This window comes from Enterococcus sp. AZ020, from assembly GCF_050499205.1.
Lineage (GTDB): Bacteria > Bacillota > Bacilli > Lactobacillales > Enterococcaceae > Enterococcus_L > Enterococcus_L dunnyi.
The window spans coordinates 1183039-1196578 of the sequence record NZ_JBIPAT010000001.1 but is presented as its reverse complement, the minus strand read 5'-3'; the positions used below and the strand labels follow the sequence as shown (position 1 = coordinate 1196578).

The 13540-nt window shown below is 35.5% G+C and carries 12 protein-coding genes; 11 read left to right on the top strand and 1 reads right to left on the bottom strand.

The genetic code is table 11. The features are described 5' to 3' along the window. Positions 1 to 48: 48 nt before the first annotated feature. Together IGI58_RS05835 and IGI58_RS05830 are read left to right on the top strand one after the other, a co-directional pair. Positions 49 to 558, top strand: a complete 510-nt coding sequence (locus tag IGI58_RS05835; protein WP_429954182.1) for a YbhB/YbcL family Raf kinase inhibitor-like protein — start codon at positions 49 to 51, stop codon at positions 556 to 558. Positions 559 to 587: 29 nt separating this feature from the next. Continuing rightward, complete coding sequence (locus tag IGI58_RS05830; RefSeq protein ID WP_225534635.1) at positions 588 to 923, top strand: winged helix-turn-helix transcriptional regulator; 336 nt, start codon at positions 588 to 590, stop codon at positions 921 to 923. 559 nt (positions 924 to 1482) lie between these two features. On the opposite strand, the gene IGI58_RS05825 is transcribed toward IGI58_RS05830, so the two are convergent. Further along, on the bottom strand, positions 1483 to 1941 hold the full coding sequence (locus IGI58_RS05825) for a hypothetical protein (RefSeq protein ID WP_429954183.1): 459 nt from the start codon (positions 1939 to 1941) through the stop codon (positions 1483 to 1485). 247 nt (positions 1942 to 2188) lie between these two features. Here IGI58_RS05825 and IGI58_RS05820 point away from each other — a divergent pair, with 247 nt between their 5' ends. The 9 genes from IGI58_RS05820 (at position 2189) to nfsA (ending at position 13450) form a co-directional block, all read left to right on the top strand. Then, a complete protein-coding gene (locus IGI58_RS05820; RefSeq protein ID WP_429954185.1) occupies positions 2189 to 3283 on the top strand; it encodes a hypothetical protein in 1095 nt (364 codons plus the stop codon). A 25-nt stretch (positions 3284 to 3308) separates the two neighbouring features. Continuing rightward, positions 3309 to 5222 carry an ATP-binding cassette domain-containing protein gene (locus tag IGI58_RS05815; protein ID WP_429954187.1) on the top strand — a complete coding sequence of 638 codons (1914 nt, stop codon included), beginning with the start codon at positions 3309 to 3311 and terminating at the stop codon, positions 5220 to 5222. A gap of 10 nt (positions 5223 to 5232) precedes the next feature. Then, positions 5233 to 7140, top strand: a complete 1908-nt coding sequence (locus tag IGI58_RS05810; RefSeq protein WP_429954188.1) for an ATP-binding cassette domain-containing protein — start codon at positions 5233 to 5235, stop codon at positions 7138 to 7140. A gap of 20 nt (positions 7141 to 7160) precedes the next feature. After that, a complete protein-coding gene (locus IGI58_RS05805; RefSeq protein WP_429954190.1) occupies positions 7161 to 7493 on the top strand; it encodes a LytTR family DNA-binding domain-containing protein in 333 nt (110 codons plus the stop codon). A gap of 299 nt (positions 7494 to 7792) precedes the next feature. Beyond that, the gene (locus IGI58_RS05800; RefSeq protein WP_429954191.1) at positions 7793 to 8383 is read left to right on the top strand and encodes an accessory gene regulator AgrB; all 591 of its coding nucleotides are present in this window, start codon (positions 7793 to 7795) and stop codon (positions 8381 to 8383) included. 114 nt (positions 8384 to 8497) lie between these two features. Further along, a complete protein-coding gene (locus IGI58_RS05795; RefSeq protein WP_429954192.1) occupies positions 8498 to 9799 on the top strand; it encodes a sensor histidine kinase in 1302 nt (433 codons plus the stop codon). Beyond that, positions 9796 to 10554, top strand: a complete 759-nt coding sequence (locus IGI58_RS05790; protein ID WP_429954194.1) for a LytR/AlgR family response regulator transcription factor — start codon at positions 9796 to 9798, stop codon at positions 10552 to 10554. Before IGI58_RS05795 ends, IGI58_RS05790 begins: the two co-directional genes overlap by 4 nt. Positions 10555 to 10902: 348 nt before the next feature. Continuing rightward, the gene (locus IGI58_RS05785; protein WP_225534644.1) at positions 10903 to 12411 is read left to right on the top strand and encodes a DUF1846 domain-containing protein; all 1509 of its coding nucleotides are present in this window, start codon (positions 10903 to 10905) and stop codon (positions 12409 to 12411) included. A gap of 301 nt (positions 12412 to 12712) precedes the next feature. Then, positions 12713 to 13450, top strand: a complete 738-nt coding sequence (gene nfsA, locus IGI58_RS05780) for an oxygen-insensitive NADPH nitroreductase (RefSeq protein WP_429954196.1) — start codon at positions 12713 to 12715, stop codon at positions 13448 to 13450. Positions 13451 to 13540 lie beyond the last annotated feature (90 nt).

Genomic DNA, 13540 nt, shown 5'->3' with positions numbered 1-13540 from the left:
TTATCCTCTACAATGAAAAAATAGTAAATCAAAAGGAGTCGTGTGAATATGAAGATCAGTAGTAAAGGACTTAAAGATGGTTACTTTTTAGATATTTTTGGAGGAAATAGTCCAAGTGTGGAGCAGGGGGATATGCCAACTTACTCGATTCCCTTTAAAATTGAAGATGCACCGGAAGATACAGTTTCTTTTGCGGCGATTTTATACGATGTAGATGCCTTTGCTGTGACAAATGGTTTTCCTTGGATTCACTGGACGATCGCAAATCTGACAAAAAAGGAAGTCAAAGAAAACGAGAGTATTGATGCAGTAGATTTTGTCCAAGGTGTCAATAGTTGGCATAGTCAATTTGTAGGTGGAAAAGAGAAAAAGCTGACATCAATGTATGGCGGAATGACTCCACCTGATCAAGATCATGTCTATACCTTGACTGTCTTTGCATTAGACGCTCTTTTAGATATCGAAAATGGCTTTATGCTGAATGAATGGAATCACAAAATCAAAGAGCATATTTTAGCAAGTGCCACACTTGAAGGAAAATATAGAAAACTTGACTAGCTCTGTTTTAGTGGAGGGAGCAGATAAAGATGAAAATACGTGAAGACTATATTTGTCCGATCGAAGTCGTTACAGATATGCTGCGAGGAAAATGGAAAACGATCATTCTCTGGCGTTTACGTTTAGGGCCGACAAGTTTGTCACAGCTGCATAGAGATATTGAAAATGTCAGTGAAAAAATGCTACTGCAACAATTAGCTGAATTGATCGAATGCGGCTTTGTTGCTAAAACTGAATTTCAAGGTTATCCGCTAAAAGTAGAATATTGTTTGAGTGATGAACTCGGTTTGGAATTACTGAAAGCATTGACGATACTGCAAAACATTGGATTGTCGTTTACAGGGAAAGATAGTTGTGAAAAATAAGCAAAAAGAGTTGGCGATTTAAGCCAGCTCTTTTTATGTGTTTTTAGAAGAAAGATCCAACAAACGATCCTACAGCATAGCCAATATTGTACCAAATACCCGGTGCTGCAACTTCTTCATATTTTTCAATACGAGATAAAGTCATGATTATATTCTCCTTTCTAAAGATCTCTTGAAATAATTGCAAAGATGACTAGAAGAAAGATCCAACAAACGATCCTACAGCGTAGCCAATATTGTACCAAATGCCTGGAGCTGCAACTTCTTCATATTTTTCAATTTGTTTTAATGTCATGTGAGTTCCTCCTTTTTAATGAATCAAAATAAGTGATTAACGTCTAAATCCATCGATGAAACCATGGCAAAAATCTGCCACGTTTGCCCAAAATCCTGGAGCCGCTACTGTTTCGAATTTTTCAACTTGAGTTAGCATCATTGTTTTGTCCTCCTTTTTAGAATAATGAACGAGACGGATTAGCCTCTGAAACCATCGATAAAACCATGACAGAAATCAACAACGTTTGCCCAGAACCCTGGAGCTGCTACTGTTTCATATTTTTCAATTTGAACTAAAGTCATAATACATTTCCCTCCTTTTTTCTAAATGTGTTTGGATCGTCCTAACATAATCGATACACTCTTTGATTTCTCGTTTACAAGTATACGTAGAGTTTGCAGAGTCAATAAAAGCTAATGCTCTTATTTTATACTTGTAACTTAAAGTCATGAGCTCATGTGTTATTTCCGAACAGATAACAATAAAGTGTAAGGGAGGCTGTCTATCACTAGTCAAAAACTCTTTATTGAAACGTAAGAACGTTTCAACATCCGGAATATAAATGAAATAGATACTTAAAGAATCTTTCGCCGCTAATTGAGTGAATGAACGCTTTTCTTTCATACATAAACGAGCCGTATCTGTTTCTTCTTTTGTTATCTCTTCCAGAGCTTCTGTCATGATTTTTGACTCTTTGACATAGGTAATCAAGTATAAGCAGATGTATTCATTGATCTCCATATGAATGCTCTTCCTTTCAATTCTAGGTTTATCTTTTCGAGTTAGAACTTGTTATCCTTGCTACACCAATAACTATACGTGAATTCATTCTGGAAATACGTTTTATTCTTTGAACAGTGAGCTTTCTATCGTGAACTGCTTAAAATGAACCATTCACGGCGGAAAGATTACCGTTTATGAAACACGGATTTATTCGCTCACTAGATTCGATAAAGTAAGAGTATCAAAAACATAGGAGGACGAAAAAATGGAAATGACAGATTTACAAATAACAGAAAAAGAAGATCATTATGTTGTACTAAAAGAAGATCAGTATTTTCGCTTAGGCCTTTCCGAGGGGAAGGTTTTAACAGAACTACAGGCGGGTCACTCTTTGGAAGAAATCTCAGAACGATATGACGTTTCAGAAGCTGAAATAGAACGTTTCATTGAATCTTTAGAGAAGTTGGGTGTATTAGGGGAGAAAAAAGAAGAGAAAAAGAATCTGCTCTATTATAGGATCAAATTATTCGATCCGGATAAATACTTTCAATGGGTTGTTGACCATGTACTAAAAAGTAATACCATCAATCGAATGCTCATTACAGTAGTTAGTGTGATTTGTCTAGCGGGTGTTGCTTTGCTTGCCTTACACTCCACTATCATTTTCACTAACATGGCTTTTGAAATAACAGCGAAAAACCTCTTTTTACTATATGTAGGAACGATTTTGACAGTCTTTTGCCACGAATTAGGCCATGGATTAGTTTGCAAATATCACGGTGGAAAAGTGAAAGAAATTGGCTTTCTGTTCATCTGCGGGTCACCAGCATTATTTTGTGATGTTAGTGGTATTAGGGAATTCAATGAAAAAAGAAAAACGCTGGCAACTTTACTAGCTGGTGTTTTTGTTCAGTTGATCATTACAGCTGTAGCCGTCATTGTATCCGTTAATATCAATGGAGCAAACACTTTACTAAATACATTTATCGGATGGAATTTGCTGATGATGCTATCGAATCTTTTGCCCATCACAAAGCTAGATGGTTATTGGATTTTTTCAACACTATTGAACATTCCCAACCTATATGACAAATCGATCAAATTAGCCCTAGGCAAGAAAAATAATGTTTTATTCAATAAATATGAAGAAAGTAAAGCGGGACTGATCAAGTTTTACGGCATTATGAATCTTTCGATCATGTCTGTGATGATCATTAGCATGATCCTTGGGATTTCTCGAATCAAGCTTGAAAGTGGGAATGCCCTATCCACAGGATTAAGCATTTTCCAAGGCATTCTCGGATTTGCAATGATTTTTTATTTATTCAAAATGATCGTAAAAGTACGTAGAGAAAATTAAACAGTAGAAAGAAGTGAATGTATCAATGATTAAGTTTAGATCCGTCTTTAAAAATTATAAATTAAATAAAAAAACTGTACCTGTGCTAAAAGATATCCATTTAAGCTTAAATAAGCCGGGTCTCGTTTATCTGATCGGAGAGTCAGGTAGTGGTAAATCGACTTTGCTAAATATTATTGGCGGTCTAGATAAAATCGATCAAGGAGAGTATTTTCTATTTGGAGAAGATACAGCGATGCTTAGCGAAAAAAAATGGGCGGCTGTTCGACAAAGTAGATTAGGAATCGTTTTTCAACAATACAATCTGATCGATCATTTAACTATTTTAGAAAATGTCAAACTAAGTTTGATGCTTGGAAAATATTCTGAAAAAGAGCAAATAGCTAAAGCCGAAGAATTATTGGAAAAAGTAGATATGTGGGATAAAAGAAACTATTTTCCCAACCAATTAAGCGGTGGGCAAAAACAACGGGTCGCAATTGCTCGTTCCTTAGCAAATGACCCGGAAGTACTTTTAGCAGATGAGCCGACAGGAGCATTAGATTCAGAAAATGCAGATAAAGTAATGCATCTTTTTAAAGAAATCTCAGAGCAGGGAAAGCTGGTCATCATTGTTACCCATTCACAAGACTACATGGAACTTGCAGATCAAGTTATTGAACTAGCAGATGGAGAAATCATACAAGGGTCAAAGGCTGATTCTGAGCCACCTATGCAACTAACGAAAAAGAAATTGCTGCAAAAACGATTAAGTCTAGCGGCAGTTGTCAAAATGGCCTTCCGCAATATCAATAGCAAAAAGAGTAGAACATTTCTGACAGCTATGGGTGCTTCAGTAGGGATTATGTCTGTATTATTGATTGCTTTTTTTAGTCTGGGAATGAATAACTATATCGAAAATGAATTCAGCATCTATCAAACCAATAAATTATTGATGGTCAATAAGACAGGCTATAAATTACTTTCGGAGGAAAACAAAGAAAAGTTGTCAAAACAACCAGGAGTCAAAGAAGCAATAACAGATTATGTTTTTTCGGCAAGTTTGAAAAGTGGGGAAAATGTTAAAAGCATGAGTTTGTATACAGCATTAGATAAAAAGAATAGCTCTCTTTATAATGAGACGATTTTAAAATCTGGACAAATGCCTACGAAAAACGCAGAGATAGTGATCCCAGAAGAGACTGCAGATCAATTTTTTGGCAGCGCAGAAAAGGCTTTAGGAAAAGAAATCGAGTTAGTTACGCAGTTGGTTTCAAAAAGTGAAATGATGCCGACTTCTCAAAGAAAGGTAACGATCTCAGGTGTGACTCGAAAGAAAATTGTCGACTTATTGAATTTGGCATACGTATCTCATCCATTAGCTGAATCGTTGGTGAACGATTCTCCTTTAACAAAAAATCAAGCAACAGGTATGATTTTACTTTTTGATACAACGGCAGATAGCGAAAAGGCTAATAAAACACTAAAAAAAGAAGGCTATATTTCAGTCACACCAGATGAAGATACAGAGATGGGAAAACAATATATCACGATTCTTTTTGTCTTCTTAGGCTTAGTAGCCGGTATTTCATTAGTTGTAGCAGCTATCATGATTGCTATTGTCATCTATGTCAGTGTTATTGAACGTAGAAAAGAAATTGGTATATTGAAATCGATCGGTGCAGCTAGAAGTGATATCCGACGTCTCTTTGTAACTGAAGGAGCGATGATTAGCTTATTAGGTGGATGTGCAGGAGTGGTCTTGAGTTTAGTGATCGGCGTAGGTGCAAATCATGTATTAAAAAGCAAACTGAACTTTACGACAGCACTACTTGATTTTAACGGCGGAACGATTATTAGTATGTTGATTTTCAGTGTTATTTTAGGCATGATTGTTTCTTTTGTTCCTGCAAGAAAAGCTGCTAAAGCATCGATTGTTTCAGTTTTAAATAATCCGTAGAGGTGAGAAAATGATCTATATAAAAAATATAACTAAAAGCTATCAACTGAAGGATGAAAATGTAACAGTTTTAAAAGATATATCTTTTGATATCACTACTGGGTTAACTTATATTATAGGAAAATCAGGTAGCGGCAAGTCGACCTTGCTGAATATTATTGGTGGAATCGACCAAGCGAGCGGCGGCCAAATCTATTATGATGAAGTAGATGTTTCCAGATATTCAGAGAAAGAATGGGCAGAGTTCCGAAAAAAGAATGTAGGATTTATTTTTCAATCCTTCAATCTCTTGGATCACCTGACTGCATTAGAAAATGTCGAAATCAGTTTGATGTTAGCCGGAGTAGAAAAGAAAAAAAGACGAGAAAAAGCCCGAGCTCTTTTAGAAAAGGTTCACATGGAAGAGTATAGCCGACACAGACCTGGAGAATTAAGCGGTGGGCAAAAACAGCGTATCGCAATTGCACGGGCGTTAGCTAATGACCCGGAAGTAATATTAGCAGATGAGCCGACAGGTGCTTTAGATAGCAAAAATTCAGATGAAGTAATGACTGTTCTAAAAGAGATCAGTGAAGAGCTGGGGAAAACAGTTGTCGTTATTACTCATTCAGAAAAATATCGCTCTCTTGCTGATCAAATGATCCATTTAAAAGATGGAAGAATTGAAGAAATCAAACAGTCAAAAGTGACAACTGTTCATAATCAAAAAACAAACAATTCTTCTATTCGTGATTTTTCGCTTCTTTCTACACTTAAGCTGGCATGCAGCAATATGAAAAAGCGAAAAGCTCGAACCTTTATTACGGCATTAGGTGCGTCTGTTGGGATCTTTGGCATTTTGATGATTACGTTTTTAGTAGCTGGATTAACCAAGCAAATGAATTCTATTGCTTCAGATAGAGTGGGGGAAAATACATTAGTTGTTTCAAGTGAAGATAAGCAATTATCTCCTGTTTCTGACCGACAGAAATTAGCAAGACTTGACGATGTAGCTCTTGTTTATGAGACAAATCGTTTCCGTGCTCAATTAGACTATGATGGAAAGCAATTTCAAGCAGAGGCAATCAATATTGCACCTAAAGAAGAGGGGATTGCTGAAAACTATGTCGATTGGGGGAAAGCGCCATTGAATGCAGATGAGATTGCCCTTTCAAAATCCGTAGCAAAACAACTTTTTACGCAACCGACAGATGCGCTAAATAAAAAATTGATAGTGAAGACACAATTAATCACAGCTGACACAACAGCAGTTTATCCTGTGAAAAGTACTGAATTTACAGTCACGGGAATTTTTAAGAATGAAGATCAGCATCAGGCTAATGTAGAAATGTCCTATGTTAGTGCCGAACAATTAATGCAAGGGGAAGAAGCAACCAAGAATTTGACGAATTATTTTACAATTGTTCCTCAAAACCTAAATAACGTAGATACATTAATAAAGCAAGTAAATGAAATGAACTATTCTTCCGACGATAACACATTGGCTTCGATGAAAAATTATTTAAACATTGCCAGAAGTATATTGATTGTACTCTCCTCCATTTCATTGATCGTTTCCACATTATTGATTTGTGTTGTTTTGTATATCAGTGTTGCAGAACGAACCAAAGAAATCGGCATTATGAAAGCATTAGGGGCAACCCCGATTAATGTTCAACGATTGTTTCTTGTTGAAGGTGGATTGATTGGATTGGCAGGTGGAACGCTAGGTTTAATTTCTGCATTGGGCATTTCTCAAGCCTTAAATACAGTGATTGAACATGCAGTTGAAGGAATCAAGTTCCATTTCTTTAGTTTTGATTTAGCGATTATCTTTATTTTGTTAGTCTTTAGTATTGCTATTGGCGTGTTGGCAGCCTATTTCCCAGCAAGATCTGCAAGTAAAAAAGTTCCTTTAGAGGCATTGCGTTTTGAGTAATAGAGAAAGGAGGATCATCAATGGTTCAAGGTGTATTAGTTGATAACCAGAAAGAAACGATTTGGGTTCCGTTTAATGAGCTTCTTTATATCCAAACAACAGAAAATTCGCATAAGTTAAAAGTGGTGGCTTTGAAAAACAGTTACTATATATACAGCTCATTGGATAAATTAGAAGTAGAATACCCTACATTAATTAGATGCCACCGGACAACGCTAGTCAATCCTAAAGCAATCAAGGGGATCGATAAAAAGAAAAGAGAAGTCCAATTTTTTGAAAATCCCAAAGAAACATGTAATATTTCTAGACGAGTTTATCAAAATATGCGGCTTTTTTGGTTGGAATATTCATAAAAGAGAGTAGTAACAGATGAATCGAGAACAACTGAATAACAGTGATTCATCTGTTATATGGAGAAATCTACAGAGTGATGTCCTAAGTTTTTCGTAACCAAATAAACAGAGGGAACAGAAGCAATTACTTCGGAAGTAGTCACTTCTGTTCTAGCCATAAATAAAAAAATAGTAATGTTTTTCGGGACTTTTGTTATAAAAAAAGCTTTTTAAGGTGGAAATCGAACCGTTTAGGGTATATAATTACTAAAAGATTTCCTTTCTTTTGTATAATTTAATTATCAAAAGGAGGGAGAAGCATGCATCATACACTATCATTATTTCTTCTCGAAAAGAAATTGAAAAGTCATCAATTTTTGTCGCCTGAGGAATTGGCCTATGCAGTGTATAATTTAGAGGTTTTGTTGATCAATTTGGAGAAGGTAATGACGATTTATTTTTTTGCATTGATTTTTCAGAATATTTCCACAACAGTCATCGTTCATCTTTCTTATTTTTTTATCCGCATGTTTGCTGGTGGTTGGCATGCACAGTCATCTATTGGGTGTACGGTTATTTCAGTCGTGGGTTTTGTTTTTCTTCCAAAAATTGTACAGTCATTACCACTCAATATCGAAAGTCCAGTGTTTATGCTGTTTGTGATTGCTTTATTAGCAATTATTTGGAAATATGCTCCGGCAGGCACTGAGAAAAAAACGATCACTGACAGGTTTCAGCTCAGAAAGTTAAGATGGCAAGCTATGGCGGTAACCACTGTCTTATTGATTGTTGCCTATTTAAGTACATCCGCAGATTTACAGATTTTGATTCTATTAGGCTTAAGCATTGAAGCGATAACGATTCACCCATACTTTTATCAACTAATGAAAAGAGGTCAAAAGAATGATTAAAAATAAGCGTATCCAAAAATTGATAAAGAAATATTTGTTGAATACAACCTATGTCTGTCCCTTTTTTTTCTATGAACCGACTTATCCAGTTATAGAAACCAAAGAGAAAGCAAAATGATCACCTCACTAACACATTTGCTGTTACTAGTCGTTCAGCTATCGTCACTTACGCTAATTTATCAACAAGTCAGTAAAATCAAGCTATCGTACAAAGAAATTATTCTCCTTGTTGTATTGACTATCATGGTTTTATCGTTCATGAGCTATTTTTTCTATGTAGTGATCATTTTGTATTTTTATTTTTTAGGCATGCACCATCGTTTAAAGCAGAAAAAGAATCTAGCAGCTTTTTATAGTATTTATAGTGTGACAACTTTAACTGTAATTGGAAGTCTTACTCAGTTGTTGATCGATCGACTTTTTTCAACAAATCTCACAATTACTCTATTGCTGCAATTGACTCCTTTTTTTATCAATAGGCTGATGCTACGCGTTTTTGAAACCAATTTTGATTTTTTAGTAGAAAATTACGAGCGGGTCAATAAAAAAATTCTGCTCAATGTGAATGTCCTGCTTTTTTTATTGTGTACATTTCAGTTTAGCGGTTACTTTTTTGAATTAAGAATGCAGGAGATCGAATTACTAAATATCCTAAAGACAATTGCTTTTTTTGTTATTATTCTTGTTCTGTTGTTTTACTTAAATATGAAAACACAATTACTCCAAAAAGAGCAACTTGAAGAACTAAAGGAAACGCAGCTAAATGATTTAACACAATATACGACACAAATCGAAGAACTTTATGGAGAGATTCGTAATATCCGTCATGACTATGTCAATATTATTGCCAGCTTAAAAATTGGGATCGAAGAAAATGATATGGAGCAGATAAAAGAAATCTATACAGAGGTTTTAAGTGAGGTAAATCGATCACTGCAAAATAATAAATACGATCTGATACAGCTAAGTAAAATCAAAATTCCAGCAGTGAAGGGGATCATTTCGGCTAAGTTGTTGACTGCACTTCAAGAAGGCTTGACAGTGAATGTGGAGATTCTAAATGAGATAGAAGAAGTTTACATAAATACATTAGATTTTATCCGTATTCTTTCAATTTTTCTAGACAATGCAATTGAGGCTGCTGGTGATACAGAAACGAAGCAATTAACGATTGGATTGATTCAAGAACAAACGAAGCAGATCATCATTATCAATAATTCCACACAAGAAGGAGCAATTGATAAGCGGAAAATCTTTTCTAAAGGATACTCAACAAAAGGTTCAAAACGAGGACTAGGCTTGGCAATCGTCAAAGATATCTTAGCGAACTATCCAAATGCTTCATTGGAAACAGAATTTCAAGCCAATCATTTTACTCAAACATTATCTATTCAGAAGGAAGGGATAACAGGATGAATATTTTTATACTGGAGGATGACTTATTTCAGCAGCAGTACTTAAAAAGAATGATTGAGCGCTTGGCTAAGCAGAATCTTTGGTCTTACGTAAAGCTTATCGCTACCTCTAAGCCGAAAGAACTACTGACAGAAATCGAGAACAGCCAGGTTAGTGCCAATATTTATTTTTTAGATATTGAAATAAAAGGAGAACAGCAAGCAGGATTGAAATTAGCGAAGCAAATCAGACAACTGGACCCTTTTGGTCAGTTGATTTTTGTCTCTACTCACTCTGAATTTTTACCGATCACCTTCAAATATAAATTAACAGCCTTAGATTTTATTGATAAAGGATTTAACGAAGAAGAATTTTCTAAACGAATAGAGGAATGTTTACAAATTGCCTTTACTAATAAAAATGAGTTGGTTGCTTCCGATGCGTTCGTTTTTAAAAATCAACATTCTGATTTTCAAGTTCCTTTTGCAGATATTCTATTTTTTGAAACAACAGAGATCACGCATAAAATACGACTGATCACTAAAAAAAAACATACTGAATTTTATGCTAATCTGCAGGAAATTGAAGCAATGGATCAGCGCTTTTACCGTTGCCATCGTTCTTATGTCCTTAATGTAGCAAATGTTCAGTCAGTGGATAGAGCAAACAAAATGGTGTCTTTTGATGCAGAAGAGCAGTGTATGGTTGCTAGAAACAAGGTAAAGGTATTGGTGCATAAATTAGAAGAAGTTCGAGTGATACAGCGAAAAGAATGACAATATTGAGGGATTATGCGTCCTATTTTTTGTTTGATATTGGAGATAACTGTGAAAAAATAGCGTTACTGTTAGGGACGTCCAAAGTTGGAATGGATCAAACAGCAACGTTTTATTTGTTTGATTATAGACTACTTTTGTATCTGTTCATCCATTCGCAGCAAAAAAAATTATGTGAGTGATATAAAATAGTATATTGAACAAGAAAAAACAAGGGAACTTGCTTGATTACCAAAAAATAGATAAATACGAATCATGATCGATCTAAAAAAATAATGTTTTATATCGTAATCATTCATAAATAAGTTTATAATAGATGGCAGTATAAAAATATCGGAGGGTTCTTACGTGAAGAAATTGGGGTTTGATCCACAAAAGTATATTGAAGAGCAGTCAAAGTATATTCTTGAAAGAGTCGATCACTATGACAAGTTATACTTGGAATTCGGTGGTAAGCTGATTGGTGATATGCATGCGAAACGTGTGTTACCAGGATTTGATGCGGATGCGAAAATCAAGCTGCTGCAAAAATTAAAAGATCAGGCGGAGATTTTGATTTGTGTTTATGCAGGTGATATCGAGCGGAATAAGATTCGTGGGGATTATGGGATCACATACGATATGGATATTTTACGCCAAATCGATGAATTGAAAGAATATGGCTTAGCTGTCAATAGTGTTGTGATCACACGCTACAGTGGACAACCTTCCACAAAAATGTTTATCAACAAGCTGGAAAGAAGAGACATCAAGGTCTATAAACATTCAGCAATTGAAGATTATCCATCAAATCTTGAAAAAATCGTCAGCGAAGAAGGATTTGGGAAAAATGAGTACATTCCGACAACTAAACCCATCGTGGTCGTCACAGCCCCAGGACCTGGCAGTGGAAAATTAGCCACTTGTCTGAATCAACTGTACCATGAAAGCCGTAATGGCAAAACGGCTGGTTACTCAAAATTTGAAACCTTCCCTGTATGGAATGTCCCGTTGAAGCATCCGTTAAACATTGCTTATGAAGCTGCGACCGTCGATTTAAAAGATGTCAATATGATCGATTCTTTCCACTTCGATAAATACCAGCAAGTGGCAGTCAACTATAATCGCGATATCGAAACGTTCCCTGTGATCAAACGAATCATTGAGAAAATCACTGGGGAAGAATCGATCTATCAATCGCCAACAGATATGGGCGTGAATCGTGTCGGCTTTGGTATCATTGATGATGAAGTCGTGAAAGAAGCCTCTAAACAAGAGATCATTCGTCGTTGCTTTGCCACAGAATGTGATTTTAAAAAAGGCTTGATCGATGAAGAAACAGTCAATCGCATCAAATTGATCATGGAAGAAGTCGAGTTGAAAAAAGAGGACCGCAAGGCAGTCCTTCCTGCTAGAGAGTACTCAGAACAATTAAGAGAACAAACCCAAAGTAATGATACACCGGCAGTCATTGCCTTTGAACTTGCGGATGGTCGTATCGTTACCGGAAGAACAAGCAATTTGATGGATTCCTGTTCATCAGCTATTTTAAATTCAATCAAGATGCTAGCGAATATTTCGGATGAAATTTTATTACTATCGCCTGTCATTCTGGAAACGATCCAAACAATGAAACGCAAAGACTTGCATAGCAAGATTACTGCTTTAAAAGCGAATGAAATTTTGATTGCCTTAGCAATCAGTGCCGTGACTAACCCAACAGCACAATTAGCTTATGATAAATTATCAGAGTTGAACGGCGTACAGGCTCATTCAACAGTGATGTTGAGCAAAAATGATGAGCAAACCCTGCGAGAGTTAGGTTTGGATATCACGAGCGATGCGGTTTATCCGTCAGAGAATTTGTATTATATTTAGAGTGAAATAGCTTAAGGAAGAAAATTAAAAAATGTAATAATCGATTTTAACTATAATAGCGAGCTAGCCATTTTTACTATAGGTGGTTAGTTTGTTTTCTTTCCTTCTTTTTAGAGTTAGAATATTTTGTTTAAATGCCTAAGTTATACTATAGTCAGCTACAAATTAGCCGCAGCAAAGTATAGTGTATCTGATTAGCTTCATGGAAACTGCTTTTTTCTATAGCAGGCTCCTTTTTAGACAGTATTGTGCCCAGTATAAATGAGTTGTATACTAAGGTCATATCAAGGAGGTAAGATCAATGAATGATTATATAAAAAAAATGACGACACATGTTTCTGTCAGAGATTTCAAAGATATTCCGTTGTCACCAGAAACCAGAAAAGCTTTATTGACTGCGGCGCGCAGTGCTTCTTCTTCTCATTTTGTCCAAGCATTTTCAATTATAGAAATTACCGATAAAACGCTGAGGGAAGAACTAGCTGACATTACTGGAAGTGCTCCGTATGTAAAAAATACAGGAACTTTTTATGTATTTGTCGCTGATTTATATAGACAATCAAGGCTACTCATTGAAAATAATAAAAAATTAGACGGATTGACCAATATGGAGTCTTTGATTGTAAGCATTGTCGATACATCGATTGCAGCACAAAATATGGCTTTGGCTGCAGAGTCAATAAATTTAGGTATTTGTTACATCGGAGGAATTCGTAATGATGTCCGAAAAGTGTCCGAATTGTTGAAGTTGCCTAAGTATACTTTTCCATTATTTGGACTAACAGTCGGCGTTCCTGCTAGTAAAAATAAAGTTAAACCAAGATTATTAGAAAAAAATCAAATTAGCGAAAATTACTATCCTCACGAACAATTCGCTGATTTAAAAGAATATGAAAAAGTATCGAAGGAATATTATAGTTCTAGAGAAAGTAATCAAAAACAAACCTCTTGGTCAGAAAGCAATGTTGCCTTTTTTGAAGAAATTAGACGACCAGAAATTGCGGCCTTTTTGAAAGAACAGGGTTTTCAACTAAACTGATTATAAGAAAAAAGCCAAAATCAATTATTCAGCTTATAAACTAAAAACAGCAACCTTGATTTATCGAGGGTGCTGTTTTTGGCATTTTTT